This window comes from Paenibacillus sp. H1-7, assembly GCF_022354825.1.
In the GTDB taxonomy this organism is placed as follows: domain Bacteria; phylum Bacillota; class Bacilli; order Paenibacillales; family NBRC-103111; genus Paenibacillus_S.
The window spans coordinates 2,084,586-2,110,684 of record NZ_CP031168.1 but is presented as its reverse complement, the minus strand read 5'-3'; the positions used below and the strand labels follow the sequence as shown (position 1 = coordinate 2,110,684).

Sequence of the window (26,099 nt, the reverse complement as noted above, 5' to 3'; positions counted from 1 at the left end):
AAAGCTATGAGGTCTTCCGCTCCATTTGCATCCATTGACGGCCTCCTCCTTGAAGCAATAGGGATGAAATGACGCGAGACCGCTCCCTCCCGCTATTCAATTACAAACAAATCGTCCAAAGGCTGTTCGAGCAAATCGCACAGCCTTTTGGCTGTAGCCGGTCCGACCGTCTTGACGGAACGTTCCAGCAGACTGATGTAGGACGGACTCAGCCCCATCTCTCTGGCTAAATCCCGCTGCGACATCCCCTTAATGATTCTGGCTCTTACAAAAGCTTGAGACTTCGTTCTGATTTTCAAGGCGTGTCCCCTCCTCTTTCCGTTATTTCCCATTATACTCACTATTGTTTGCTTATGCAATGATAATTGTTTACTTTTGTATCCATAACTCCTTTCGTTGAAATTACTTTTGTTTACTGTTATCATTATAACGCTACTCATTTGTTTACTTTTGCTAAATGCAGGTGTCGATAATGAATTTTTACGAGCAGCTGCGCGACATGCGCAAATTGAAAGGCTTCACGATCCGGGAGCTCGCCGACCGGTCCGGCGTATCGGCAGCCTACATATCCCAGCTGGAGAACGGTAACCGAGGGGTTCCGTCGCCCGATGTGCTGATGAAGCTGTCTGAAGGCCTGAATACGCCTTACGGCGAATTGATGGAGATCGCAGGCTATTTGGAAAAAAACGAACTCCGCTACACCGATGCTTATAGCAAGCCGAAGGTGAATTTGCGCCGGTTTTTACGCGAGAATGAGCTGATCTTCGACGGAATTGAACTGACGGATCAGGATAAGGAATGGATCGAGCGCATGCTAACGGTGCTGTTTTGGCGGGATAAGAAGCAAGCGGAAGATGCCGCCGGCACGGAAACCGGGAGCACGGAGGATGGGCTCGGCAACGATTGACTTTGAACTTCATGAACTTGCAGCAAAAAAAATCCCGCGAAGGCTAGCAGCTGAAATCAGGCGCTGCTTACCTCGCGGGATTTTCGTTTACCACATAGGAAAGTTTAAGTTCGGTAAAGCGATAAAGCTTATCGAAGATCTTTCGTATTGTCGATAAAACCTGCCTTGCTTACGAAGCGAGTTTTGCCCAAGCAAAACTTTAAGGTCGCACATCTTTGAGAAGCCTCGATCGAGGTTTCTCATGTTAACGGTACGGAATCGGATCCTTTTCTCCGGCTTCGGCAAAGCCTTTCAGACGCAAGCGGCAGCTGTCGCATACTCCGCATGCTTCCTTTTCGCCGTTATAGCAAGAGGTCGTCAAATGATAAGGAACGTTCAAGCGCATGCCTTCACGGATAATTTCCGCCTTGGTCCATTCGCTGAGAGGCGTTTCGATCCGCATCGGCACCCCTTCTACTCCGACCCGGGTAGCAAGCGCCATCACTTCCTCTACCTTGCGGATAAACTCCGGACGGCAATCCGGATAGCCGCTGTAGTCGAGCGCATTGACACCGATGTAGACGGCTTCCGCACCAGTTACCTCTGCATAAGAGGTAGCGATCGACAGAAACAGCAGGTTACGGCCGGGCACATACGTAATCGGCACCTCGGACTCTTCTTCACCCTGCTCCTTTGGCTTGGTCATGTCCGGAATTTCGAGGGACTCGTCGGTCAGCGCACTGCCTCCGAATTCCTTCAAAAAGCCGAGCGAGATCACCTTATGGCGTGCCGATACGCCGTAGTGCTCTGCGACTTGACGGGCATTTTCCAGCTCGACCTTATGGCGCTGGCCGTAGTCGAACGTGATCGGATACAGCTCGTACCCCTCTGCCTGGGCTATACCCATACATGTGGTGCTGTCCAGTCCACCACTTAATATGATGACCGCTTTTTTGGACGGTTTGGTTTCCATAGTTCGTTCACACCTTTTTTCCTTAAAATGAATCGCATTCCGGATCGCGTCTACACGCCCCGCATCGCGGGATCCCAAATAATTTTGTGCAGCTGCATATTGAGCTTCACATGGGACAAGCCGTGATCCAGCATCCGCTGTACGAGCTTAGCCGGCGGCATCGTCTCCCATACCGGGCTGAACAGCGGCAGCGCTTCGGTCGGATACTGCTCCAGCACCCGTACGGCTTCGTCAAAATCCTTATCGCTCCCAATCACGAACTTCAGCTCGTCCTGCTTCCGCAGCTTCGCGAAATTGGCAACGATCATCGCCTCGGTCTCGCCGGAATCCGGGAGCTTGTAATCCATAATATAACGAACCTTAGGCGAAGCAATCCGCTCCATGAACAGGGTCAAGTCAATGGCTCCGTTCGTCTCGATATGAATATCCGTCAACGTCTCGATTCCGAGCAGAGCTTCGATCAAGGCAGCCGACTTCTCTCCGTACAACAGCGGCTCGCCCCCCGTAAGACACAGATGCGTAGACCGGTACGTGCGAACCTGCTCGACGATTTCGTCAATCGTCATGACCCGATCCGCCTCCTCCGGCGGATAGCTGTACTTCGTATCGCACCAGGTGCAGCGAAGGTTGCAGCCGAACAAGCGGACGAAGATCGTCGGGAAGCCGGCGCGCGTTCCTTCGCCCTCGACCGTTTCGAATATTTCGACCATCGGAATTTTTACGTTACTCACTTGCCGCATCCCCCATCATGACTGCAGTGACCGCTGCATAGCTGGTCGGCGTCTCCCATAATCTGACCTCTTCAAGTCTTACCTTCGGGAACCATCCTTCGGCACGTAACGCATCGGCCAGCTGCTCGTACATCCAGACAACCATATTCTCAGCCGTCGTATTCATCGGAGGCAGCACCTCATTCAAGTAACGGTGATCGAGACGGTCCATAATCCGTTCCTTCGCGATCCTTTTGATGTCGCCGAAGTCGATCGTGATCCCCCGGTAATCGACCTTGCCCCGCATTATCACCTGCAGCTTGTACGTGTGGCCGTGCAGGCTTTTGCACTTGCCTTCATAGCAATGCAGATGGTGCGCACTGTCAAACGTAAACTCTTTGGAAACAAGCACTTCTCTATCATGATATTTGAGCTGATGCTCCTGAATATCTGAGCCCAGCGTTTGTACTTTGGTTGGAATTTCGTATTCCACTGCCGTTTCACCTCTTCCCAGAAGTCCTATCTATTATGCTAAAAAAAACATCCCCCCATTATACCACGGGCGGTTCACTTCTCACAATAAGGAGAAACTTGTATAATAGGACCAAGGAAATTAATAAGGAGCATGAATGGCAGGATGACACAAATTCAATTACCCGAGTCGTACACACGACAAATGATAGATCAGCTTGGACCGGAGGAAGCCGGACGATTTCTGGCAAGCTATGATCAGCCCCGCACACAAGGACTTCGTATCCACCCGCTTAAGACGACACCGGAGCGTCTCCGGGAGATGACCGACGAGTTCGGACTGACACCTGTTCCGTGGTGTGAAACCGGATTTTATTATAAGGAATCGTCCACGTCCAAGCCCGGCAAGCACCCTTATCATGCCGCCGGCTTGTATTACATTCAGGAGCCGTCGGCGATGTCCGCCGTAGAGCTGCTCGACCCAAAGCCCGGCGATATCGTGCTCGATTTGGCGGCGGCGCCCGGCGGCAAGTCGACGCAAATCGCCGGCAAGCTGCGCGGGGAAGGGCTACTCGTTACTAACGAAATCCACCCCGCCCGTGCAAAAATACTATCCGAAAACATCGAGCGGATGGGCGTGACCAACGCCATCGTGACGCAGATGGCGCCGGATCCGCTGGCGGAGCGGTTCCCGCTGTTTTTCGACAAGATGATGGTGGATGCGCCCTGCTCCGGCGAAGGCATGTTCCGCAAAGACCCGCAGGCCATCGATGAATGGTCGCCTGACCATGTGAAGATGTGCGCCGCGCGGCAGTGGGACATTCTCCAGGCCGCCGTCGCCATGCTGAAGCCGGGCGGCCTGCTCGCTTACTCGACGTGTACGTTCAACACGTCGGAGAACGAGAGCACCGTCGCTGCGGTGCTCGAGCGGTTCCCTTCGTTCGAGCTGCTGCGCACCGAACGAATCTGGCCCCATCGCCACGCGGGCGAGGGGCATTTCGTCGCCCTGCTGCGCAAGGGCGGCGAAGACGCGACGGCACCCGACCGTGCCGCCGTCAAGGCTCGCGGCAAAGCCGCCGGCAAAAGAGCCTCCGCCTCCCGTCCCGAGGAGGAGGCGATGCGGCTCTTTCGCGCGTTTGCCGCGGATGCGCTGCCCGGCTTCGAGCTCCCTGCGGGAGAAGCCGTCCTGTTCGGCGAGCAGCTGTACTGGCTGCCCGCGGTTCAAGGCTGTCCGTTCGATAGGAGCTATCTGAACGGACTGAAAGTGCTCCGGCCGGGCTTGCACCTGGCCGAGGTGAAGAAGGCGCGCATCGAGCCTTCTCATGCGCTGGCACTGGCTTTGCCGCGGGGCGCCGCGCGGCGGACGGTGGATTTCCCCGCCGAGGCGCCGGAGATCGACCGTTTCCTCCGTGGGGAAACGCTGGAGCAGGCTCCTGGCGATAACGGCTGGGTGCTCGTCACCGTCGACGGCTTCGCTCTCGGCTGGGGCAAGCGCACCGGCAGCCAGGTGAAAAACCATATCCCGAAAGGCCTGCGCCGGCTGGGCACTTGACTTTGAACAAACGTGTCAAATCCGTGGAGCCGCAGCGGCAATCCATTACGTGATACTTCATCCAAGCACAAAGCAACTGCAAAAACACTCCTTGCCAAAAAGCACTAGGAGTGTTTTTCAATGTTTAATGAAGCTGATCGCTCTCGAACATCAGTTCTTCGAACGGCTTATTTTGATACAGCATCGTTACATTGAACGATTCGTAATCTTTCTCCTTATCCAGCTCCTTCATCAGAAGCTCGGCTATCATTTCTCGGTCATCGGCGTTACCGGGCTCGCGAAAATCGATGAAGCCGGTAATTTGCCGGTAACTGATATCGACGGTGGCGGTTCCGATCGGCAGTCCTCCGTGAGACTGCTGATATATTTCATAGGTCAGCATATCTCCGTCATCGCGGGCTAGGACGATCGTGTAATCTTCATGATCGTTCCATTCATCCACGGCCGTATCTTCAGGCAACAAGTCCTCATGGGTCAATTCAATCGTTTCGATAATGTCTTGCTCCCATTCCATATGAAGAACAAAGGTGTCTACCTCATCTTCGTCGAAGTCGCTCACCAGCAGCTCCGTTACCGCTTCAATCTCGTCCTCGTCGGGCTCGACATTCCAGTGAACCGTCCCGCTGACATCCGATCCGTGGACGTGAACGTCCACTTCCGCAACCAGCTCCTGCTCCTGGTCGTAAATGTGATACTCGACCTTATTGCGTGTCTCTGACATGATGACGAGCTCGAAATACGGATCAAATTCCTGATCTGTAGTAACGACAGGCTCTTCTTGCAAAGACCCGTCCCATGCCGGATGCTCTTCTTCCACATACATGAGGTAATCGTCCATGATCCCGGGATCTTCGTGTTCAATCCGATCCAAATCCGCCCGGTTATAATCGTAGTCAAAATCTTCCTCTACCGCTTGGAAACCGGCCTCCAGCCGGTCCGTCGATATGACATGATCGTATTCGCTGCACGTCACCAGCACATCGCAGGATTCAACCCCCATAGCGTCTATAAGAGCTTGAACATGTTCCTGCAAGGCTGACATGACAGCTTGCTTGGCATGAGGGGGAAGCATCGACTGCTCCAGTTGGATCGCTCCGCAAATGCGGTCTGCCTCGCGGTATACCAGGGTCATGCTGCCGACAAACTGATGATTCCACAAAATATCGTTTACTTCGCCGCCTGCCGTCTTCATATCCGGCCTAAGCATAACATCCGTCAATGGTTTCGCCTCCAAGGGACCTCGAATTGTTGGGCTCATGCCAATACATGCCCACCTTTACTAGCGTTTCCTATTCAGCCCAAAAACTATGCACCAAGGCAGGAGTCCATACGAATCATCCCTGAGCACATACAATTAAGTATCGGATGGCAAGTGACCTAGAGCAGCGAATTCAATCTGAAGGCAGCAGCAGCATTAACTAGCAGAACTTGATCATTTGATAAATCTACAATGTGGGAGGAATGAGCATGTCCGGACTTGGAGGTCTTTATACTAACTCAGCTATCATTTTGGTGTTGTTCATCCTGTTGGTCATCGTTCTCCGCGCAAGTTGGTTTTAATCCATTAAACAACAAAGTCAAGGCTTCTTAGCCTTGAAATATAGAAGACCTGTGCCTAACACGCTGCCGGGCAGCGAAGGCACAGGTCTTTTTTCACCCTATTAACTATTGCAATGAACTCACTGTACGGCTGTCGCATGCTGCAGCTGAAGCAGCTCCTCCTCCGACAGCTCTCTGTATTCCCCGGGCAATAAATGCTCATCCAGAAGCAAGGGTCCCATCGATAATCGTTTCAAAAAGGTAACCTTTTTGCCTACAGCCTGAAACATCCTTTTCACCTGATGGAACTTTCCCTCCATGATGGTCAGCTCGATTTTGGACCAACCCGAGCTGTCCGTCTTCAATATGACGAGCTGCGCCGGCATCGTTACATAATCGTCATCCAATGCAACTCCGCGCTCAAACGCCTGTCCGTCTTCCTCCGTTACGATCCCTTCCACTTCGGCATAATACGTTTTGGGAACATGCTTGCGGGGCGACAGCAAATTATGCGCAAGCTTACCGTCATTGGTCAGCAGCAGAAGTCCTTCCGTATCCTTGTCGAGTCTTCCGACAGGAAAAGGATTGAAATGAACAACTTCCTCATCCAACAAATCTATGACCGTCCGGTCGCGTGTATCCTCCGTAGCCGATATCACTCCTTGCGGCTTATTCAGCATCAAGTATATGAACTCGCGGTAACGGACGGCTTCCCCATTCACCGTTATCACATCGCTTTGCGGATTGACCTGTACGCCGCTATCTTTCGCTGGACGATCGTTCACCCGCACCAGCCCTTTTTTGACGAGAATTTTGATCTCGCTTCGTGTACCGTGTCCCGCATGCGAGAGCAGCTTGTCCAGACGCATGGTTTGTTTCAATTTAAGTCCACCTCCAGCCAGGGGGGTATTCGTTCTTGAGCAGTCCGTCGAGCCACTTGCCCCAGCCTACAGGGAATCCATCGATCCCAACAAGACAATAGCCCTTCTTCTTAGCGATCTCGCCGGTTAGCTCTACTTGCTCCTCGGTCATTTCCAGCGTCTCGCCCTTCAAATAACGAATGGCGGCTCCTTCAGCAGTGGATAAAGAAATCCATCGCTGCGCGTCTTCTCTCTGCAATCCCATAGCCAATGCATGGGACGGCTCGAACCGCTGCTTCCGGATGCTTCCCATATACCAGCCTGGACGGATGACGCGGATTCCGCTCAGGTCAGGCAAACCTTCAGGAGCAACATACACGTACTCGCCGTGCAAAATCATATTGGATATAGGGATGGACGGCGCCATCTCCTTCATGAAGGTGTAAAAAGGCTCCAAATCGACTACGGTTTGCCGTTTGAACGATTTTTTGTCCAGGAATTTGCCTTTGCCCGGGAACCATTCTTCCTGCATCCGTTCTTTTTTGGTAGGCGCTGGCACGCTGTCCCCCCGATGCTCCAGGACCGCGACGAAATGTCCCTCCCCATGCAAATGGTGAGGCCACAATCTAACGGAATCTCCTACCTGCCTTGCAGCCTCCGCCGCTCGGGCGGAGCCAAACTCAACATATTCCACCCACTCCGGGTTCCCCGGGCGAAGCCCGTGCTCCTTAGGAACCGGAACGACTTCAAAATGGGCATGGCCGCGCAGAAACTCGGCTATCATCTCTTCGTTCTCCTCGGGTGAAAACGTACAGGTCGAATAGACCATTCTTCCGCCGGGGCGCAGCATGGCAGCCGCCTGCTTCAGAAGGTCTCTTTGCATTCCGGCGTAGCGGTCGACCCAAGCCGGCTGCCATGCTTTGGCCATTTCCTCTTCCTTGCGGAACATCCCTTCCCCGGAGCAAGGCGCATCGATCAAAATTTTGTCGAAGAAGCCTCGAAAGGGAACCTGCAGCTTCTCGGGACGTTCATTCAAAATTACCGCATTGCGGACTCCGTTCAGCTCGATGTTCTTCACTAACGCCTTGATCCGATCCGGATGAATGTCGTTAGTTACCAGTACTCCCTGCCCCTCCAGCTTGGAAGCCAGCTGCGTCGATTTGCCTCCAGGCGCCGCACATAAATCGAGCACCCGGTCGCCTGGACGTACATCCAGCAGTTCAACGGGTGCCATCGCACTGGGCTCCTGAATATAGTACAGCCCTGCGTGATAATAAGGATGCTTGCCGGGCCGATCCTCCTCGCGGTAATAAAAGCCGGTGGAAGCCCAAGGTACCGGCTCCAACTGCATGGATGTCAATTCGAGAAACCGCTCCACGCTGCATTTCAATGTATTGACACGAAGCCCGTACCAGCGTTCCTCATCATAAGAGGCAAGAAACGCCGGATACTCGGCTCCCAATAATTGTTCCATTTTACTCATAAATGCTTCAGGCAACTGATTGCCCATACTCGATGTCCAACTTTCCGCAACTATGCACTAATTGATTTGAAAAAAGAATAATTTGTCCCCTTCAGGCAGCGTCTGATGACGGGCCATCCATCCGCCGCTCAGCCAGCCGAATTCCGGATTGTCCCAATTATATTTCTTATAGCTGAAGGCTGCAACCAGGAGATCCGGACGCGTAAAAGAGCTGACGAACACTCTTTTGCTCGGCTCATCGACAAACGTAATCACATCGTCTTCCTGCTTCAGGGCGACTTGTCTTGTTTTCCAATGGCTCATGTAATAGAGACGATCGGCAAAATTGACGAAAACCTGCTCCTCCGATGCGGATGTAGAAGGGCTTGTACTGATTGTGCCGAATACGACCTCGCTTCGATCCCAGCCGTCCGGGACGTCCACTCTGCTCAATTCAGACATCGCGCCTGTCGCTATGTCGCCGGTAAGCCATTGCAGCGTCTTTTTGTAAGGCTGTCCTTTGCTGTTGACTGCGGTGACGTACTTATGGAGCAGAACGCTGTTCTTGCTCTCGCTGTACCCTCCGAATTCCAGGCACTCCTTCGATTCTTTAGATAACGCGAAGCGCTGCAGCTTCTTGCCCTGAAAATCGGCAAGCTGCACCCCGCTGGAAGCGAGCAGCGTCCGGTTGTCGAAGCTCATCAGATGCTCCGGCGCCCGATCATATGTAAAATTATAATACATCACTTTTCCTTTTGCATCCGTTCCCGGATCGATGAACCCTTGCTCCGCGGCAAAAGGCTGTCTCACCGCTCCTTCGTTCAAATCGATCCAGCTCATATCGCTTTGATACCGGTTTAAGCCATATATCGCCAAACTGCTGTTAGGCAGCTCGAATCGTTCGCCAGGACGCACTTCCTGCGTTCCGTTGATCAGCTGCTTTTTCGCTCCGGTGGATAGGCTGTAATGAGTCATGCCGCCGATGCTGTCGCGAACGAACAGATGCTTGTTATCCGAGGTCAGTACGGCATGATATAGGACAGGAGGATTCCAGCTGCCTCCCAACGGCTCATAACGGAACAGCTCGATCAGCGGAGTCACGGTTTTGCGCTCCAGATCGAACACGTTGGCCTGGTATACCCATTCCTGATCGGCATTCACAACGGTAGTATAAACAACCTCATGATCGGATAGAAAGCCGCATAGCTTCGTCGACTCGCTGAATGGCTCCACTGTACGGCCATAGGCGAATCCGACAGGCTGCTGCACCATCTGTCCGCTCTGCGGCTCCATGGTTACGATATCAGTCTGAGTCCAGGCGCCGTCGTCCTGCTTGTGCTCGCGCCGAACCAAATAGACCATCCGTTTACTGTCAGGAGCGCTCAATTGTCCTATAACATGAGCCTGCTTGACCGTAAGCAGAAAGCCTCGGTTTACTTTGGACTTCACTGTGTTCAATGCGCCAAAATCATACTGCGGCAGTTCCGGATATTTCGTTTTATAATCTTCCACTACATCGTAGGGAACCGGTGACACGAACACTTTCGCATGATCCTGAGGTGCATTGGCCGCATTAATGGCGACGGGCCGGTACACTTCATGAAGCCGGATGGCATACATCGAATAAAACAAGGCTGCAAGCAAACCGATTCCAAGCAGCAGCCATACATAATAGTTCATATTTTTGACCCAATTCCGCAAAGCGCCATTCCCCGCATTCCTCACCGATTCCTGAAGCCGTGTACCCAAAACGCCATGTTCAATAATTCCACGCTTTTGTCGAAAATCCTTCATTTTTGATGTATGATAAATGAAGGAAAATCAGCCTTCCAGGACGAATTTAGCCCTAGATAGCTTACTATTCTTATTAGAAAGAGGGACTTTATGAAGAAGCTCGTCATTTATTTATCTATCATCATTGTGCTGTTCGGGGCGCTGTATGTCGTGAATATGCAGTCGGACAAAGCGAAATACGGTAAGCATGCGGACAACGTCTACGGGATCGCTCCGGACAAGCTGAACCCCGAAACCGTCAAGCTGCTTGACGACCCGAACTATCAGAACATCATATTGCCTGCGGATCTGGACAAGAAGCTGAGCAATAAAGAGGATTTCTTCCTCTATTACTTCTCCTCCACCTGCCCGCACTGTAAAAAAACGACTCCCATCCTGTCGCCGTTAACCAAAGAGCTGAACGTCGACGTCAAGCAGTTTAACCTGCAGGAATTCGAAGACGGATGGGGCAAATACAAGATTCAATATACGCCGACCCTCATCTACTATAAAGGCGGCAAAGAAGTGGAGCGCATCGAAGGCGGAATCGCTTCCCCTGGCGAGCAAGGTCATACATCGGACACGTTTAAGCAGTTTTTGCAAAAATATAAGGCGCAGTGATTGTGCCCTGTTGAACTGACAAAAAGGACTGCCCGAGAAGGCAGTCCTTTCATACGTTGTACCGTCTGACAACGGCTATTTGCGCAGCTTATCCTGAATAAGCTTGTTCATTTCTTCGTCGGCCGTCCGAAGCGCCGTATTCATATCCGTCTGGTCAATGATGTAAGCATTAAATGCTTTGGACAGCACTTTATCCACCTCGCCGTCCGGCAAATATTTGAACGGCGTCATGACTGCGAACTTCAGCTTGGTCATCGCCGCGAGATTTTTCCCTTCGAATTCCTTCAGCCCTTTGCCAAATTCCGCTCGCAGCTTCTCATCCTTGAGCACCGTCAATCGTCCGCCTCGCATCATTTCCTTCTGCACTTCATCGGAGAGGATGGTATCCAGCACAAGGAATGCCGCATCCTTCACTTTGCTTTGCTCTGAAATGGACAGGATCGGAGAGTCAAGACGCTGCCCGATGCCTGGCGCTTTGCGGTGCTGCGGATAGGTGACCATATCCCAGTTGATCGGGGACGTTTTGAGCGTGTTGAGCAGGTTGCTGTGGCTTGCGATCATAGCCAGTGTCCCTGAGGCGAATGCCGTTTGGTTTTTGCCGGCGTTAGGCACTGCGAAGTCCCCTTCGGTCAGGCCGGGAATTTTGAACAGCGATCCCCAGATCGTGAACGCTTCCTTCCATGAATCATTCGCGAGCAGCGACTTGTTCGTATTGAAATCGGCAAAAGGAATGGACAGCTGCTGCTGGATCCGTCCGATGCCGTCCGGAAAAATACCGCGGTAGGCGACGCCGTTATCCGTGCGGGTAAGCTGCTTGGCCAGCTCGGCCACTTCATCCCAATACATGCCTTCCTTCGGATAAGGAATGCCGAATTTATCGAAAACATCTTTGTTATAAAAGAGCGCAAACGAGTTCGTGTAAGCAGGAAGCCCTGCCAAATAATCTTGTCCGCCCGCAATTTTCAGCGTTTCCAATGCTTCCGGAGCAAACCGGCTCGTATCGAAGCGGTATTTCTTCATCAATGGCTCCATATTGTAAATCAGCTTGTACTCCGCCAGATTGCTGCCCATCGGACCCGGGTAGTTGGCTACGATATCAGGAATTTCACCTGCCGATATCAGCTCGGGGAGCTTGGAGGCCGATGCATTGATTCGTTCAATTGTAATTTGTGGGTATTTTTTCTTTACCGGCTCTACGATATATTTTTGAACCTCATCATCCGAGAACATGCCGCCGCTGGCCATAATTTTGACCGTGACCGGGTCCTTGCTCAGCTCGGGTATCGCATCGTTCGGCTTGGTTTCTGACACGGCCGGCGTGTCTGCAGGCTTGGCACTCCCGCTGCAGCCCGCTAAAGACACCGTACAACATAATGCAAGCATAGTTACATAAAGCTTTTTCACATAAATCCCCCTCGGTTTGTTATGAAATGATTACAACTTTATGACAACGGTTACAAGACTCTTTCATTGTATATCGGAAGCGTTTCCAACTTAATGTCTCAAACTCATGTATTTGTGTCTGATCTTAATTATTATCCGAAAACAGCAAAAAACCCGGCGGACCGCAATCTGCCAGGGATTTTTTTCCATTCTATAGTTCACCTTCTCCGTGATTAGGAGGATGATTTCGCAAATATTCGACAAGCGCCGACAGTTCCGGATCAACAATCGTAATATCCAGGTCGTAAGAATCGAACGGCTCCACGGTAATCCGTTCCAACCGCTGCAAATACGTGCGGCTGTCGCTCACGAGCTTAACGAGATCAATGCCGGGACCGTCACTCCGAAGCGGCTCAAGCTTCTCCAGCGCCGCCGTCAACAGCTTGATCGCCCCGCTGACGTTGCCGTTACGGTGATGGTAGAGTCCTACAGCAACCTGCAGAAGCCCTTGATACAGCGGCGCTCTGCCTTCCTCCAGCCACAGCTCCTCCATCACCTCGTGGCACTCGAAGTAATCTCGCTCTATATTAAAATAATAGACGAATTCCACATACAGCCGGTCATAGCTCCCATTCACGCTCATCACCGCACACCTCTATCCTTGGTGTCCTCTTTTGGCCCGCCCAATCGCTTCTTCGATCTCATTCAGCAGCTCCTTGAAAAACCACATGTCGTCCGTTTCCCAATGCTCGTTAAACCTCAGCTGGAACTGAGCCGCCTCGCGCACGCGGCGGTAAAAGTACAGCTCCTGAATCCCATTCAGCACGCGCGATACCATATTTGACTTATCCTCGAACAGCTGCTGCGATTCCACGATTTCCTCGCGGATGCTGCTCATTTCTTCATCCAGAAGGTAGGCCGCTTCCGCTGCTTTGGTTAGCCGTTTAATAACATCCTCGGGCAGGCTTTCGCGGTATTTATAGTTGAGCGAATGCTCTATGGTCGCCCAGAAGTTCATGGCCAGCGTGCGGATTTGGATTTCCGCAAGCACCCGCTTCATGCCAAGGGCAGTTTGCACCGGATATTCCACGATCATGTGGTAGCTTCTATAGCCGCTCGGCTTCTTATTCCGGACATAATCCTTCTCGTAGACGAGTGTCATGTCTTCCCGCTCGCGGATCAGCTCGGCGAGCTTTTCGATATCCTCTACGAACTGGCACATAATCCGTATGCCGGCGATATCTTCAATCCCCGTCTCCAGCTGTTCCATAGGGACGTTGAGCCGTTTAGCTTTATCCAGAATACTGGATATTTTTTTAACACGTCCCGTAACGAACTCGATCGGCGAATATTCATCGCGGCTTTTCAGTTCGCCGCGAAGCGTCTTGAATTTAACCTTTAATTCCTCCACCGTTTGCTCATAAGGCAGCAGAAACTTTTTCCAATCGCGTCCATCCATCCGTTATCCTCCATTCCTACTAGCGTCTGTGGGCTGAACCGACCGCGTCCGCTATATGCTTGAAGCCGTCCCGGCGCAGCAATGCTCTCAACCCTTCGTTCAAGCTCCGGATCAAACCGGGTCCTTCATAGATCAGCGCAGTATAAACCTCTACCAGACTGGCACCGGCACAAATTTTGGCGTAGGCGTCCTCGGCGGTAAATATACCCCCGGAACCAATAATCGGAAGCTTGCCCTGCGTTGCTGCGTAAATGTCGTGCACAAGCTTCGTGGAGCGTTCCGTAAGCGGCATGCCGCTCAACCCGCCGGTCTCTCCTTTATGCTTATGGGTTAGCCCCGCTCTTGAAATCGTAGTATTCGATGCTATGATGCCGGAAACGCCGCTGTTCACTATCGTTTGCACCATATAAGCGACTTCCTCGGATTCAAGATCCGGTGCGATTTTAACTAAAATCGGCTTCTCGGCTCCTCCGTGCTTTTGCTGCTGCAGCTTCATTTCTTCCTTTACGGCCGCCAGAAGTCGCGACAAGTCGTCCCCGTGTTGAAGGTTGCGCAGGTCCGGCGTGTTCGGCGAGCTGATATTAACAACGAAGAAGTCGCCATATGCATATAAGCCCCGAATGCAAGCCCGATAATCCTCCTCAGCTTGTTCGTTGGGCGTTACTTTGTTTTTGCCGATATTCACCGCCACCGGTATCGTATGAGCTCCCGCTTCACGCAAGTGCTCGGCCATCGTCTCGATGCCGACATTGTTGAAGCCCATCCGGTTGATCAGCGCCCCGTCCTCCGGCAAGCGGAACAACCTTGGAAGCTCGTTGCCCGGCTGCGGCTTCGGAGTCACGGTACCTACCTCCATAAAGCCGAGACCGATACTGGAAAACCCAGGAACCGCCTTCGCATTTTTATCAAGTCCTGCCGCCAAGCCGACCGGATTACGGAAACGGATGCCCCATAGAGTCGTCTCCAGCTCGGAGTAATTCGGAACCCCGTACATTCCATTCAACAACGCCTTGCCGCCCGGCAGCTTGCCTACCGTATGTAGCCCGTCTATGGTCAAATGGTGCGCTTTCTCCGGATCCATCCGAAAAAGCACCGGTTTTGCTATCTTCTTATACAACATGCCTGCTCTCCCCTAACCGTTCTCTAAAGTTGCTCTACTTGAACAGTTTATCGTTTTATGCCCGAAAAATAAAGAGGACAAGCCAGGCAAAATGATGTTCTCAACCGGCTGCAATATGATAGAATATTCATAAATCTATGAAAAAGGCAGGGCGGGTTCCTATGCAGAGAAAAAAACCTACGTATTTGCAGCAGCGCAAGCCGAACGATACGGTAAATAAAAAGCGGATTATTTGGGTAAGCTCCATCTTCGGCGTTGTCGTAATTCTTATGATCGTTCTGCTCATTTTTAATTCGTAAGCGCTTTATTACAATGTAATCGAATGGTTGATAAAAAAGCAGCCCCCGCATAACGCCAGGTGCTGCTTCTCCTATTAGTTCAGCCATTTGTATACTTTACCCGGATTCGTTTCCTCCGTTGAGGCGGGCAGCCGGAATACCGGCTCGCTTCGCTGGATGTCTACGGGGAGAAGTCTCTTGCCTATCGTCACGGACGTTCCCATCGGCACCATATCGAACAGCTCCTCCACATCCTCCTTCAGCATCCGGATGCAGCCGAGCGATTTGTCTTTTTCAATGCTTGCCGGCTGATTCGTCCCGTGAATCGCGTACAGCGTATCGGACAAGGTCATCCCTCTGCTGCCGAACTCGCCGTTGGATTTGCCGTTCGGGTTCCTTACTTTCTCCGATATTTGGAACGTGCCCTCGGGCGTTCGTTCGGCCCCCAGACCTACCGGATAATTTCTGACGATAACCTGTCCGCTGACTACCGCCAGTCGATGATTTTGTTTATCAACGACGATTCGAAGCGGCTCCGTCAATGGTTTGATCAAACCGCCGGTGCTAACAGACGGCTGGTCAGCCGATGCAGGCGCCGCGCCTGGAGCGGATGCAGGATTGGATGCTGGTGCAGAAGTCTCCGGCAGCCCGGCTTTCTCCGGACTTCCTGCGAGCTCCTCATACAGCTGCTCCATATACGGAGTGACTCCAGGCAGCATATTGCCCGGATAAGGCTCATTCAGCTTCCGCAATGATTCCGGCGGCTTCCCGTGCTTGGCTTCGTAGGCGGCTAAAGCGGACCGGAGCACCAGCTCCTGCTCCCTTTGAGCAGCCCAAGCGCCGTAGATCGCCTTCGGCTTGCTCGCTTCCGTAGGCTGACAGGAGCAGCTCTCCGCGTCATGATATTGGATTTGCTGCAGCGCGGCATCCTGCTTCCCTTCCACAGACAAGAGAATGTCCGGCGAGCGGAGCCACGATATCCATCGCGCATCGCCCATCGATTGACCGTGCGCCAAAATCGCGTAGCTGTTCACCCGCTCCTTCAGCAGCATCTCCTGGAGCGCTGCGGCCGCGTTCTCCTTGCTTTTCGGGCCTGCAATATAATATACCTTCGTCTCCTGCACCTGGGCAGGCGTTACTCCGTCCGGCAGCTCGGTGATTCGGCTCTCCGCCTTCGGCAGATGAGGATCATGGAACTCGGGCGCATACAGCACTCCCGCTAACAGCAGCAGCCCAATAGCAGCCAAACGGCCGCGCTGACGCCTTTGATTCCGCTTGCCTTGCCTCTCCCATTGCCGCAGCGATTGTTCCGATTCAGGCGAAACCTGAATCGTCTGATTTTCGAACGCTTCATATATTTCCCCGGCCTGGGTATAGCAATAGAGAGCTTTACCCTTCTTGCCTTGAGCTTCATACTCTCTCCCGAGCAAGTACCAGGCCATTTTATTGGCAGGATGCTCCCGAACATATTTTTTCAAATAGAGCGGGTTGTCCATCGAGTGTTGAAAAAATTGACGCAGCTGCTCGTCATGGTCCTTCGGTTTCACGCCGATCCCTTCTTCCACCTTCTCCCACTAATATCGGCAGCCGAGCCGTTTTTTTAAAGGGGAAGTGAACGAGTGCGGATCCAGCTGTAGGCTTAGCCTCAATCGACGTCGGCTTCCTGCAGATGACGATGATGGTGTCCTTCCAAGTAGCCGCGCTTCTTCATTACGGATTCGAATGCTTCCACGACCACCGGGTCAAAATGAGACCCTTTGCAGCGGATGATTTCATCCACTCCCTCACGATAGCTGCGCCCTTTGGCATACGGCCTATCTGTAGTCATGGCGTCGAAGGCGTCCGCAACCGCTACGATCCGGGCAAAGAATGGGATGTTATCACCGCGGAGTCCTTCCGGATAGCCGGTGCCGTCCATTTTCTCATGATGGTATTTGGCCACCTCGGTTGCTTGAAGCATGCGCTCCTCCGGTTCCATCCGGGATAAAATTCTCGCACCGATCACGGTATGGGAAATCATGATCTCGAATTCTTCGTCATTCAAGCTGTCCGATTTCAACAGCACCCTGTCGGGCACGCCGATTTTGCCGATATCATGCATGATAGCCGCCCGATGGAAGTGTCTGCATTCCTCTTCAGGAAGCCCCAGCTCTCTGGCAATCCATAAGGAGTACAGGGCGACTCTGGACGAATGCCCAGCTGTGTAAGGATCTCTGGAGTCAAGTGCCAGCACAAGAGAGTAAATAACGCTCATAGATACAGGATGCTGCTGTTCGGTCATTTCGCTTCGCAGCTCATATGCCGATTCCAACATGAGTGAAAGCTCATGATTCCGTTTCTCCAATTCCGCTATTTTGCTGAGCAGCTGCTGTAAGTCGGACACCGGGTTTCGCCTCCCGCCTCTAGGGCATCTAATGTTCTTGCATTAGTCTCTCCTCTATTCAAGAAAAGGACCTATTCGGCGAAAGAGTGCAGTGCCTCCATCCCAGAATAGGTCCGAGCGTCCATCATATTCCCGATAAAATTATCGGACGATTGCTTTCTCCCGTAAAATCGCCGTTCGTGAGTCCTGATCCCATTGTACATCCAGACCGATTTCCTCTGCAAAAAAACGAACCGGTACATAGGTGCGTTCTTGCTTCAAATAAGGCGCCGCATCGGTTTCCTTGGTTACAGCCTGCTTCTGATTCTCCATGGTCTTGATTCCGGTCTTGTCGAGGTACAGCTCGATGGTAACATCGCCTTTGGATAATTGAACGCTGCGGTTCGCTTCCTCAAAGCCTACTTTGTAGCCGAGCGCTTCGGCAATGATCCGAACCGGCACCATCGTCCGACCGTTGGCGATCTCGGGCTGAGCGTCAAACTCGACGACGTTGGATCCGATAACGACCTTCACCTGATCGTCCTTAGGCAAACTCTCCGGCAAGCGGAACAGCTTCATTTGACGAATTTTGTTGTTATAAGCATCGGCAATATATATCGTTCCATCCGGTGATACGGCGACATCCCTCGGTTTTTGGAACTGAGCCGACCGTTCGATGCCGTCCAGCTCTCCCGGTCTTTGATTGGCATCCCCGGCCAGTGTAACGACATTGTCATTATATAAGTAACGAATGGAATGGTTCATACTATCGGCAATGAGCAGCCCGCCTTCGTCCGTCAGTGCAATACCCATCGGATAATCGAATCTCGCTGTCAGAGCGGCACCGTCGGAAAAATCGCCGGGAACGTACAAATCGGTTTTGCCGTAAGGCGTACCGCTTTCGGATGAGCCGCCTCCGGCCACCGTCGTCACTTTCCCAGTGCCAAAATCCATATAGCGGATACGCTGATTTCCTGAATCGCTTATATATAGATTACCCTTGGCATCGATAACCAATCCGGACGGCTCGTTAAATTTGGATTCGGCGATCGTTCCATCCAAGTAATCGCCACCCCATACGACTTGCCCCGGAGTGACCTCCACAGCACGTTTGGACGGGGCTGTAAGCGTAGTTACTTTCCCCTCGGGACTTATACTGCGTATCGTATGGTTCAGCGTATCGGCAACATACACGGTCCCGTTAGGGGCAACCGCTACATCCTGCGGGCTGTAGAACGACGCCTCCGATCCGGCAGCATCCTTGCTTCCGATGAGGCCGCTGCCGGCCAATGTCGTCACATTCCCGGCGCTATCGAGCTTACGAATCGCATGATTGGCGCTATCCGCCACATAGACGTTGCCCTTGGCATCGGCTGCAAGTCCGGCCGGCGCATCAAAGACAGACCTGTCCGGTGTCCCGTCGAGAAGGCCTCCCATCGGGAACCCTTTCTCGTCTTTTCCTATCACAAGACCGGCTGCCTTGGTAACTTTATTACCGGAAACGCTTCGGAGCAAATGATTCCTGGAATCGGAAACGAGGAGCGTTCCGTCCTGCAAAAGCAGCAGTCCATATGGGCTGCGGAAGGTTGCTTTCAGCTTCTCCTCATTCAAGCTGCCGTTATCGCCAATCCCGGCAAATGTGGAGATGTCCGTCATGATTTGACCGTTGTCCGCTTTTAAGCTGTCTTGGGATAGGGCGGAAGCCGCCCAAGAGCTCGTCGCTCCTCCAAGCAAGCTAGCTGCCATGATGGACGCGGCGAACAGTTTTACCGATGTTTTCATACTCCTTCATGATCTCCTCTATGATCGATTATTGGACCGGAATTTCAATAGGGTTATCCGTCAATTTGAGTTCCGCAATGACATTCCCGTTCTTGTCTACGACTTTATAATAGAACAATTTCATCTTCAATTGATTCCAATCCGAGCCTGTAAAGATTAACGGAATAGTAACGAGCGGCTGTTCCCCTCTCACGGAAATAGCTCCGGCGGAACCGTTCGCGGCAAAGTTAGTCGCAGCATACACCAGCTCCGTGCCGGCACTAGCGGCCGATTGCTTCAACACCTCAACGCTTTCAGGCTGCGAGCCGAATACGGCATCCTTGTTGCGGGCAACGGTGCCGTCGCCCATATAGCTTAACCGGTTATCATAACCCAGGTGCACTTCAGCCGCATATATCGATTTGGCGTCCACGAAGTTTTTCATCGTCAGCTGCACATTCACCGTATCGTTTTGGCGGGTAGCCGACTTCAGCTGGATTCCCATGGAACGATCCACCGTTATCTTCGGAATGGATACTTCCTTTGATCTCCAGCCGGTTCGTTCCGTCACGACCGTTAATTTATCGTACACGGCCACTCCGTCCGTACCTAACTGCGGAAGCGGAATCGTTACTTCCTCTTGGGCTCCTTTTCCGGCCGCTTTGGCAATCTGCGTTCCCCCGTTCAACACAACCACGTCGGTATTGAGCGGAGCTTTCACTACGATGGCCGGAGAATTCGTAACGAGCTCCGATGCCGGGCTGATCAGGATGGGTGCGTCCGAAATCGTGATGGAAGGGATCGGGATGGTGTCACTAGTTCTTCCCATCCGCAGCGTTTGCGCCGTTAAATCATAGCTTCCTTCAGATAAAAGCTTCAACGGTATTCGCACGTCCTGGCCACCGTTTCCCGGAGCCGAGCCTACAAGTTCACTGCCATGGAATACTTGGATGGTAGTGTCGGCAGGCGCTCGCAGCGTTACGGCTGCAGGATTAAACGAAGTCGTTGCCGTAGACGGGCTGATCAAGGCCGGAGCCGCAGGCCGTTCGTTTCTCGAGCCGGAGCTTGAACCTCCGCCTCCTCCCCCGCCAGCTGCAGGCGGTGTTGCAGGCTGCGAACCCGTACCGGACTCATTCTTCGACTGGTTCGCCTGGAATTGTTTGAGCTGTTCAGCCGACAATGTAGCTATAAAAGAAGAAATCGCTTGTTCATTCGCTTCCTGCAGCGCCTTTTTGTTAGCAGCATCCATGGCAGCTTTTTGTTCCTTGATCTTGGCAAGCAAAGACAAAATCGACTGCATCAAACGAGCGAGCTCGGCATTTTCCTTTGCCGCAATGCTTTGTTGCTGTTGCTGCTGCAGCGTTTGCTTAAGCTTTTCAACCTCAGGATCTACTCCCGCCGTCATGTCGAGCCCTTCCACTTTGGTTAGATCGATCTTTTTGAGCGGGTCGGAAATCGCTTGATTCACCTGATCGAGCAGCTTTTGGTCGATTTTCTTTGCGTCGATCGCTTCTTTAGCAATCAATGCAATTAATTTATCGAAGTTACCCGATATCTTGTTCAAATCATCCACAGACTGAATTTTCAAGATCCCGTTATCGCCGGGCTTGGAATCTGAATTTTGCAAACCTTCGCTCAGCTTCTTTTTTATATCATCATTTTCTTTTTGAATTTCTTGCGTTCCGCGAAGGATGGATTCCAGAACTCTTGGAGACGCGAGATTTACTATTTGATCTACATTGGCATAATTAACAGCTGCTCTTAAATCCGGCGTTTGCGTTCTGGAGTCCAGATTAATTTGCTGAGAAGGGTACAACGTCGTATGGCTGCCTTGAGTTCCCCCGTTCCCCGCTGCAACGTTGGACTGCACTCTAACGATGCCTGCAGTCACAAGCATTGTTGTCGTCCCGGTATCCTTGTTTACCATTGTAAACAAGGAAGTTCCTCTCACGCCCATAACCGCCGTCGGCGTTTCAATCTCGAAATCATCCTCCGAGCTGACGAGGCTTTTTACTTTCATCCACGCCGAACCGGCCCACATTTTGAACTTGGAGGTTTTGCCGCCGCCTTGATTCGCCAGCTCGGATAGAGATACTTCGGAGTGCTCCCCGACAGTAATTTCATCGTCCTGGTCCGCCGTTCTCAGAACTACGGATGAGGAAGCCCCCGTAACGATGTAATCCCCCTGGTTCAAGCTCATATCCTCATAAGCGGTGTAGGACTTCGAGCCCCCCGCCTTGCGTACGCTCACGTCCCCGTTGACCTCGACAACGATGGCGGCACGGGTCGATTTGGCCATTGCGGCTGGAGCGCCTACCGTAAAGATCATGGAAAATAACATGCAAAAAACGACAAACAACGATGCATTAGATCGTCTCCCGCGCCTTCCTTTCCGTATCACAGCACCCACGAACAATCTCCTCTCAATCTATCATTCTATATACTATTTATTGTAAAAGGGCAGCCTTAGGATGGCAATGCAAAAATTGGCGATTTATGACACCTTTCCCCGATTCTTTTGGCTGGCCGGGGCTTGCTTGATGCCTTTCACCTCGAACAGCTTCAAAGGAACGCTTTTCCCTTTCATAAGCTTTTCTCCGGCATATTCGTAATCAAAATCGTCTTTCGTCAGCTCATAGGTCGATTCGGATACGAGGATCTGGTTAGCGCTTGTACTGGATTCGATTCTCGCCGCCGTATTGACGTTATCTCCGATGGCCGTATAATCGACACGCAGGTAGGAGCCGATGTTACCGACAACGACGTTCCCCGTGTTGATGCCGATCCCTACGCTAATCGTCACGCCGTATTTGTCCAGCACGTCCTTACGCACTTTCTCCATCCCCTTCTGAATCTCGAACGCCGTCTTAACCGCATAATAAGGATGGTTAGGGACGTCCAGCGGCGCGTTGTACAGGATCATGGCCGCATCCCCTATGAACTTGTCGATCGTTCCGTGATTGTGCAGCGCCCTCTCGGTGATCAAGTTGAACATCATGTTCAGAAAATCAACCACTTCCTCGGGCTTGAGCTTCTCCGACAGCGGAGTGAAGCCGCGGACATCGAGGAACAAAATGGACAAGTCCTTAGATATGCCCCCCAGCTTGATTTCCGAGTCGTTTTTGGCGATCTCCTTGACAAGATCCGGTGAAATATAACGTCCGAACTGCTTCGTGATGTAATTTTTTTGCTTCGTTTCAAAATACGTTTTCATGGCAATATTGCCCAAATACGAGATGAGACCGCTTGCGACTGCGCCGATGGTATCTATGTAGATATCGCTATAGGCAAACGTCATATATTGCAGCAGGATCATCAGCGCCGATACGATGAACACGGTCACAATCCCGATAATCGGCTTCAATCTCCAGGTAAGGAATCCGAACAACAGGATCATGACGATCGCTATGGAAAGGGTTACTAGGCTGCTCGTCGGCTGAATCCACTGCTGCTTCAAGATTTGATTCAATATGTTGGCATGTGCATAAACCAGGTGCATATGACGCTCGACCGAAGTGCTGCCTTCATCGGAGCCGGGTGCCGTATAGCCTACCAATACGAGCCGGTCCTTGAACGTATCGGGAGGAATCGAACCGTTAAGCACACGGGCGAAAGGAACCGTTTCAAAGTTCAATTCCTTGGCATCCCATTTAATGTACATTTCCGACCGGGGCCGGTTGGGTAAAGGCTCGCTGTGGATGTATTTATCTACATTGACGCCAGCCAGCTGAGCCATCGCCAATCCAAGCGTCGGGAACACGCCTTCGGGCGTGTTGATCTGCAGCCAATTCGTCCTTATGACTCCATCCGAGTCGATAGCCGCGTTGATATGAGCTCTGTTGGCATACTGGCGCAATGCCGAAATAGGCTGCTCGATGCTGCGCGCCGTTATCAGCTCGCCTTCCTTTACTGTAGTGGAACGGCTGAAGTCACCTTCAACGTTCGCGTGCGATGGCAGAACGATATTTTTATATTTAGACATCTCCTCGGCGAACAGCTTATCGCTTTGCGGATTGCTGCTTTCCGAGTAAAACTCGATATCGAAGCCTATCACCTTAGCTCCGGCTTGCTCCAGCTTGCGGATCAGCTCGGCGTAAACCTTACGGTCCCAAGGATACGGGCCTACGGATTTGATCGATTCCGTATCGATTCCGACAACTACGATGTCCTCATGCGGTTCGCCTGACATAGATTGCTTCAAATTAAAGTCAAAAGCACTATTCGACAATACCTTCCAAAGACCTACTGTTATAAAAATGAAGCATAACAATACGATAATCGCATTTCCGATTGCGATAACGGCAGATTTCCTGACATTTTTCATCATCCTCGTCCCTCCGGCCCCCACGTTTTCGTACCTAATATTACCACATTATTTTATTAACTACATAAAGTTTTTTGTAAACACACACCTATTGGCCTATGCAACAGCATGATAAAACGAGAAAGTGTCTGCAGACGCAAAAAAACTCCATTACTAGGCCTAAATACCTAATAATGAAGCTTTCTGTTGTTATCTGTATAATAGCCGGATGCCGGATGACAATGAAGCTATTAGTTGAACGGGCTGTCAGCCACTTTGATGGAATCCGTAGGGCAGCCGTCTTGTGCATCTTGAAGATCGTCGTACAGGTCTTCAGGAATTTCGGTTACGCCTTTGTTGCCGTCGCCGTCGAAAATAACTTCAGCCAAGCCCTCATCGTCGTAGTCATAAATGTCAGGAGCGGTTGCGCCACAGGCTCCACATGCGATACAGGTGTCTTTGTCAACAAAAGTGTATTTTGCCATTTTTAATTTTCCTCCCTAGAGTTGTTACTCAATTGTGATCTCATCCTAAAATATAATATAAAACCGGCAAAAGTTCAAATAGAAAGTCTGTCCTGCCGGAACATTCAGCCTTTTTCTCTTACATGCCGAGCGATAAATTCAGCGATCAAATCGACATCATCAGGTTCGAAAAACGGGATGGACCCGATAACGCTGTCGTGAAATTGACTTGGAGCTACCACTGCGATGGGAGGCTTTGGTAATACCGATAAAATACCGCTCTGCTCAGAGCTTCGGTACAAGGCAATCTGATCATGCATTCCTTGCTTAAAGCCTTCTACCAAAACGATGTCGAGCTCATGCATCTGCAGCTCGGTTATCATCCGTTCAAGGGTGAGCGGCTTTCTGACGAACGACGTATAGCCATCCGGTGAAAGGACGACAGTCACTCCCGCCCCCGCTTCCTTGTACTTCGAGGAATCCGTCCCCGCGACCTCTTTATAATGCCCATGACCGTCATGTTTAATTACCCCGGTACGAAGGCCTTGAAGCTGGAAGCAATGAACCAGCTTGGCTATTAGCGTTGTTTTGCCGCTGTCCGAATAGCCGGCAAAGCCTATCACAGGTGTCAATGTCATTCATCCCCCAACGGTTTGCGTTTCAAATGGTCCATCTGAAGCGATGTCCCCCGCGCCTTATGATTGCGAATCAAGGTCGACGGGTCGTCTCCGAGCATACCCGCCGTCAGAATCGCGTGCTCTCCGAATTTGTCTCTCAGCGCATCCATTGCTTGATTCAGCTTTTCCTTGGCCGGCTGCTTCTTGTAGTCAAACAGGTCCAGTTGAACAGGCACCTCGTCCTTGGCCAGCAAATGCTGCAGCGTGATGCCGAGCAGACGGACGGGCTTGCCCGAAGGCCAATGGTCTTCGAACAGCTTGCAGGCGGCATGGTAAATGTCCTCCCGGTTTTCCGTCGGCGCATTGAGCTTGGATGCTCTCGTTATCGTCTTCATGTCCGGATCACGAATCGTGATTTGTACCGTATGGGCGATAAGCTTTTGCCTGCGCAGCCGTCTTCCCACCTGGTCGGCCAAATTCAGAAACACTCGATGAATGTCGGATCGCTCCGTAAAATTCGTCGGCAAAGTCGTTGTGTGGCCAATGGATTTGCTCTGCTCATGCTCCGTCTGTACTGGAGATTCGTCCTCCCCGTTAGCCGAGCGCTTCAACGTGGCCCCCATAACCCCGAACTGCTCTGTCAGCAGCTTCTCGTTCGCATGGGCCAGCTGCCCGAGCGTATGAATGTTCAACCGCTTCAGCTTATCAGCCGTTTTGGCTCCGATTCCGTACAATTCAGCACAAGGGCGGTTCCACAGCACATTCGGTACATCTCTTTTCCGCAAAATCGATATGCCGTTTGGCTTCTTCATATCCGACGCCATTTTGGCCAGCAGCTTATTGGGAGCAATCCCGATCGAGCACGGAAGCAGCAGCTCCTCGCGAATGCGTCTCTGAATAGTCTCAGCAATATGGACTGGAGTGCCGAACTGCTTCGAGCCGGTGATGTCGACATAGCATTCATCGATGGACATTGCTTCCACCAGCGGCGAAAACTCATAAGCAATGTTCATGAAACGCCTGGAAAACTGCCAGTACAGATCAAAATCAGGCCGGATCAGCAGCAGCTCGGGACACTGCTTCAGCGCTTGACCGACGAGCATGCCGGTCTTAATGCCTCGGGCTCTTGCTGCGTAGGAGCAAGTTACGATGATGCCTTTTCTCAGCTCGACGCTGCCCGCTACAGCCGTTGGCTTCCCTTTATAGATCTCGGGCTCGACCGCTTCGTGAACAGAGCAATAAAATGCGTTCATATCGATATGAAGAATCACTCTTCCCTTCACAGGATATGCATTTGTATTATCTTGGTTCATAAGCCCACCGATCCGATAATGTCGCTTCGATTCTGCATAGCGCATCCCCCGAATTCAGGTACTCTATTCTTCTTTCGATACAGAATCCCGTTTTGAAAGATATAAATTCAGCATACAATTGCATAGAAGGAGGGTCAAGCCGAAGCCTTCACAATCCATTCATTTTTGAAAATATTATCCTTCTTCCGGATG

Annotated in this window: 25 protein-coding genes; 5 read left to right on the top strand and 20 right to left on the bottom strand. The window is 51.8% G+C overall.

Annotation, left to right across the window (positions count from 1 at the left end; all coding sequences use genetic code 11):
• Positions 1 to 92 precede the first annotated feature (92 nt).
• Entirely contained in the window at positions 93 to 299 is a 207-nt protein-coding gene (locus tag DVH26_RS09640; RefSeq protein WP_239633479.1) for a helix-turn-helix domain-containing protein, read from the bottom strand.
• 173 nt (positions 300 to 472) lie between these two features.
• Here DVH26_RS09640 and DVH26_RS09635 point away from each other — a divergent pair, with 173 nt between their 5' ends.
• Positions 473 to 907, top strand: a complete 435-nt coding sequence (locus DVH26_RS09635; protein ID WP_239633478.1) for a helix-turn-helix domain-containing protein — start codon at positions 473 to 475, stop codon at positions 905 to 907.
• Between the two features lie 244 nt (positions 908 to 1,151).
• Here DVH26_RS09635 and queC read toward each other — a convergent pair whose 3' ends face one another.
• The 3 genes from queC to queD are packed head-to-tail and all read right to left on the bottom strand — an operon-like array spanning position 1,152 to position 3,062.
• Positions 1,152 to 1,859: a 7-cyano-7-deazaguanine synthase QueC gene (gene queC, locus DVH26_RS09630; protein ID WP_239633477.1), complete on the bottom strand. Its 708-nt coding sequence runs from the start codon at positions 1,857 to 1,859 to the stop codon at positions 1,152 to 1,154.
• A 50-nt stretch (positions 1,860 to 1,909) separates the two neighbouring features.
• Positions 1,910 to 2,599 carry a 7-carboxy-7-deazaguanine synthase QueE gene (locus DVH26_RS09625; protein WP_239633476.1) on the bottom strand — a complete coding sequence of 230 codons (690 nt, stop codon included), beginning with the start codon at positions 2,597 to 2,599 and terminating at the stop codon, positions 1,910 to 1,912.
• Complete coding sequence (gene queD / locus DVH26_RS09620) at positions 2,583 to 3,062, bottom strand: 6-carboxytetrahydropterin synthase QueD (RefSeq protein ID WP_239633475.1); 480 nt, start codon at positions 3,060 to 3,062, stop codon at positions 2,583 to 2,585. The genes DVH26_RS09625 and queD overlap by 17 nt, the downstream gene beginning before the upstream one ends.
• 144 nt (positions 3,063 to 3,206) lie before the next feature.
• Here queD and DVH26_RS09615 point away from each other — a divergent pair, with 144 nt between their 5' ends.
• Positions 3,207 to 4,592, top strand: a complete 1,386-nt coding sequence (locus tag DVH26_RS09615; protein ID WP_239633474.1) for an RsmF rRNA methyltransferase first C-terminal domain-containing protein — start codon at positions 3,207 to 3,209, stop codon at positions 4,590 to 4,592.
• A 124-nt stretch (positions 4,593 to 4,716) separates the two neighbouring features.
• Here the strand turns inward: DVH26_RS09615 and DVH26_RS09610 are convergent, their stop codons facing one another.
• Positions 4,717 to 5,811 (bottom strand): hypothetical protein, encoded by a 1,095-nt coding sequence (locus DVH26_RS09610; RefSeq protein ID WP_239633473.1) that lies wholly within the window; start codon positions 5,809 to 5,811, stop codon positions 4,717 to 4,719.
• A 242-nt stretch (positions 5,812 to 6,053) separates the two neighbouring features.
• Between DVH26_RS09610 and DVH26_RS09605 the strand changes: the two genes are divergently transcribed.
• The gene (locus tag DVH26_RS09605) at positions 6,054 to 6,152 is read left to right on the top strand and encodes a YjcZ family sporulation protein (protein WP_345774046.1); all 99 of its coding nucleotides are present in this window, start codon (positions 6,054 to 6,056) and stop codon (positions 6,150 to 6,152) included.
• Between the two features lie 119 nt (positions 6,153 to 6,271).
• Here DVH26_RS09605 and DVH26_RS09600 read toward each other — a convergent pair whose 3' ends face one another.
• The 3 genes from DVH26_RS09600 to DVH26_RS09590 form a co-directional block, all read right to left on the bottom strand.
• The gene (locus DVH26_RS09600; protein WP_239633471.1) at positions 6,272 to 7,012 is read right to left on the bottom strand and encodes a pseudouridine synthase; all 741 of its coding nucleotides are present in this window, start codon (positions 7,010 to 7,012) and stop codon (positions 6,272 to 6,274) included.
• 1 nt (position 7,013) lies between these two features.
• A complete protein-coding gene (locus DVH26_RS09595; protein ID WP_481857581.1) occupies positions 7,014 to 8,465 on the bottom strand; it encodes an RsmB/NOP family class I SAM-dependent RNA methyltransferase in 1,452 nt (483 codons plus the stop codon).
• Positions 8,466 to 8,531: 66 nt separating this feature from the next.
• Positions 8,532 to 10,154, bottom strand: coding sequence for a hypothetical protein (locus DVH26_RS09590; protein WP_239633469.1), 1,623 nt, complete (start codon positions 10,152 to 10,154; stop codon positions 8,532 to 8,534).
• A 183-nt stretch (positions 10,155 to 10,337) separates the two neighbouring features.
• Here DVH26_RS09590 and DVH26_RS09585 point away from each other — a divergent pair, with 183 nt between their 5' ends.
• Complete coding sequence (locus DVH26_RS09585; protein ID WP_239633468.1) at positions 10,338 to 10,847, top strand: thioredoxin family protein; 510 nt, start codon at positions 10,338 to 10,340, stop codon at positions 10,845 to 10,847.
• Between the two features lie 75 nt (positions 10,848 to 10,922).
• Here DVH26_RS09585 and DVH26_RS09580 read toward each other — a convergent pair whose 3' ends face one another.
• From DVH26_RS09580 to DVH26_RS09565, 4 genes are all read right to left on the bottom strand, one after another.
• Positions 10,923 to 12,251, bottom strand: coding sequence for an ABC transporter substrate-binding protein (locus tag DVH26_RS09580; protein ID WP_239633467.1), 1,329 nt, complete (start codon positions 12,249 to 12,251; stop codon positions 10,923 to 10,925).
• 190 nt (positions 12,252 to 12,441) lie between these two features.
• Positions 12,442 to 12,873, bottom strand: a complete 432-nt coding sequence (locus DVH26_RS09575; RefSeq protein ID WP_239633466.1) for a DUF309 domain-containing protein — start codon at positions 12,871 to 12,873, stop codon at positions 12,442 to 12,444.
• A 12-nt stretch (positions 12,874 to 12,885) separates the two neighbouring features.
• On the bottom strand, positions 12,886 to 13,689 hold the full coding sequence (gene yjbM / locus DVH26_RS09570) for a GTP diphosphokinase (protein WP_239633465.1): 804 nt from the start codon (positions 13,687 to 13,689) through the stop codon (positions 12,886 to 12,888).
• Positions 13,690 to 13,708: 19 nt separating this feature from the next.
• A complete protein-coding gene (locus DVH26_RS09565; protein WP_239633464.1) occupies positions 13,709 to 14,809 on the bottom strand; it encodes a quinone-dependent dihydroorotate dehydrogenase in 1,101 nt (366 codons plus the stop codon).
• A 161-nt stretch (positions 14,810 to 14,970) separates the two neighbouring features.
• Between DVH26_RS09565 and DVH26_RS09560 the strand changes: the two genes are divergently transcribed.
• Positions 14,971 to 15,108: a hypothetical protein gene (locus DVH26_RS09560; protein WP_239633463.1), complete on the top strand. Its 138-nt coding sequence runs from the start codon at positions 14,971 to 14,973 to the stop codon at positions 15,106 to 15,108.
• Positions 15,109 to 15,182: 74 nt separating this feature from the next.
• Here the strand turns inward: DVH26_RS09560 and DVH26_RS09555 are convergent, their stop codons facing one another.
• The 8 genes from DVH26_RS09555 to DVH26_RS09520 all read right to left on the bottom strand — a co-directional run bounded on the left by DVH26_RS09555 (position 15,183) and on the right by DVH26_RS09520 (position 25,907).
• A complete protein-coding gene (locus DVH26_RS09555; protein WP_239633462.1) occupies positions 15,183 to 16,634 on the bottom strand; it encodes a L,D-transpeptidase family protein in 1,452 nt (483 codons plus the stop codon).
• Between the two features lie 98 nt (positions 16,635 to 16,732).
• Positions 16,733 to 17,470, bottom strand: a complete 738-nt coding sequence (locus DVH26_RS09550; RefSeq protein WP_239633461.1) for an HD-GYP domain-containing protein — start codon at positions 17,468 to 17,470, stop codon at positions 16,733 to 16,735.
• Positions 17,471 to 17,611: 141 nt separating this feature from the next.
• Positions 17,612 to 19,231: a stalk domain-containing protein gene (locus DVH26_RS09545; RefSeq protein WP_239633460.1), complete on the bottom strand. Its 1,620-nt coding sequence runs from the start codon at positions 19,229 to 19,231 to the stop codon at positions 17,612 to 17,614.
• Between the two features lie 28 nt (positions 19,232 to 19,259).
• Complete coding sequence (locus tag DVH26_RS09540; RefSeq protein ID WP_239633459.1) at positions 19,260 to 21,620, bottom strand: FecR family protein; 2,361 nt, start codon at positions 21,618 to 21,620, stop codon at positions 19,260 to 19,262.
• A gap of 84 nt (positions 21,621 to 21,704) precedes the next feature.
• Positions 21,705 to 23,537: a CHASE2 domain-containing protein gene (locus DVH26_RS09535; protein ID WP_239633458.1), complete on the bottom strand. Its 1,833-nt coding sequence runs from the start codon at positions 23,535 to 23,537 to the stop codon at positions 21,705 to 21,707.
• A 227-nt stretch (positions 23,538 to 23,764) separates the two neighbouring features.
• Positions 23,765 to 23,998: a ferredoxin gene (locus tag DVH26_RS09530; protein WP_126141398.1), complete on the bottom strand. Its 234-nt coding sequence runs from the start codon at positions 23,996 to 23,998 to the stop codon at positions 23,765 to 23,767.
• Between the two features lie 104 nt (positions 23,999 to 24,102).
• Complete coding sequence (gene mobB, locus DVH26_RS09525; RefSeq protein ID WP_239633457.1) at positions 24,103 to 24,615, bottom strand: molybdopterin-guanine dinucleotide biosynthesis protein B; 513 nt, start codon at positions 24,613 to 24,615, stop codon at positions 24,103 to 24,105.
• Positions 24,612 to 25,907 (bottom strand): DNA polymerase IV, encoded by a 1,296-nt coding sequence (locus DVH26_RS09520; RefSeq protein ID WP_239633456.1) that lies wholly within the window; start codon positions 25,905 to 25,907, stop codon positions 24,612 to 24,614. The genes mobB and DVH26_RS09520 overlap by 4 nt, the downstream gene beginning before the upstream one ends.
• Positions 25,908 to 26,099: the final 192 nt, after the last annotated feature.

What these genes read in the sequence shown, in the direction of transcription:
- DVH26_RS09635 (WP_239633478.1), top strand. Translation starts at nt 473, where the DNA reads ATGAATTTTTACGAGCAGCTGCGCGACATGCGCAAATTGAAAGGCTTC.
- queC (WP_239633477.1), bottom strand. Translation starts at nt 1,859, where the DNA reads ATGGAAACCAAACCGTCCAAAAAAGCGGTCATCATATTAAGTGGTGGA.
- DVH26_RS09625 (WP_239633476.1), bottom strand. Translation starts at nt 2,599, where the DNA reads ATGCGGCAAGTGAGTAACGTAAAAATTCCGATGGTCGAAATATTCGAA.
- DVH26_RS09615 (WP_239633474.1), top strand. Translation starts at nt 3,207, where the DNA reads ATGACACAAATTCAATTACCCGAGTCGTACACACGACAAATGATAGAT.
- DVH26_RS09605 (WP_345774046.1), top strand. Translation starts at nt 6,054, where the DNA reads ATGAGCATGTCCGGACTTGGAGGTCTTTATACTAACTCAGCTATCATT.
- DVH26_RS09595 (WP_481857581.1), bottom strand. Translation starts at nt 8,465, where the DNA reads ATGGAACAATTATTGGGAGCCGAGTATCCGGCGTTTCTTGCCTCTTAT.
- DVH26_RS09585 (WP_239633468.1), top strand. Translation starts at nt 10,338, where the DNA reads ATGAAGAAGCTCGTCATTTATTTATCTATCATCATTGTGCTGTTCGGG.
- DVH26_RS09575 (WP_239633466.1), bottom strand. Translation starts at nt 12,873, where the DNA reads ATGAGCGTGAATGGGAGCTATGACCGGCTGTATGTGGAATTCGTCTAT.
- yjbM (WP_239633465.1), bottom strand. Translation starts at nt 13,689, where the DNA reads ATGGATGGACGCGATTGGAAAAAGTTTCTGCTGCCTTATGAGCAAACG.
- DVH26_RS09565 (WP_239633464.1), bottom strand. Translation starts at nt 14,809, where the DNA reads ATGTTGTATAAGAAGATAGCAAAACCGGTGCTTTTTCGGATGGATCCG.
- DVH26_RS09560 (WP_239633463.1), top strand. Translation starts at nt 14,971, where the DNA reads ATGCAGAGAAAAAAACCTACGTATTTGCAGCAGCGCAAGCCGAACGAT.
- DVH26_RS09545 (WP_239633460.1), bottom strand. Translation starts at nt 19,231, where the DNA reads ATGAAAACATCGGTAAAACTGTTCGCCGCGTCCATCATGGCAGCTAGC.
- DVH26_RS09535 (WP_239633458.1), bottom strand. Translation starts at nt 23,537, where the DNA reads ATGATGAAAAATGTCAGGAAATCTGCCGTTATCGCAATCGGAAATGCG.
- DVH26_RS09530 (WP_126141398.1), bottom strand. Translation starts at nt 23,998, where the DNA reads ATGGCAAAATACACTTTTGTTGACAAAGACACCTGTATCGCATGTGGA.
- mobB (WP_239633457.1), bottom strand. Translation starts at nt 24,615, where the DNA reads ATGACATTGACACCTGTGATAGGCTTTGCCGGCTATTCGGACAGCGGC.
- DVH26_RS09520 (WP_239633456.1), bottom strand. Translation starts at nt 25,907, where the DNA reads ATGAACCAAGATAATACAAATGCATATCCTGTGAAGGGAAGAGTGATT.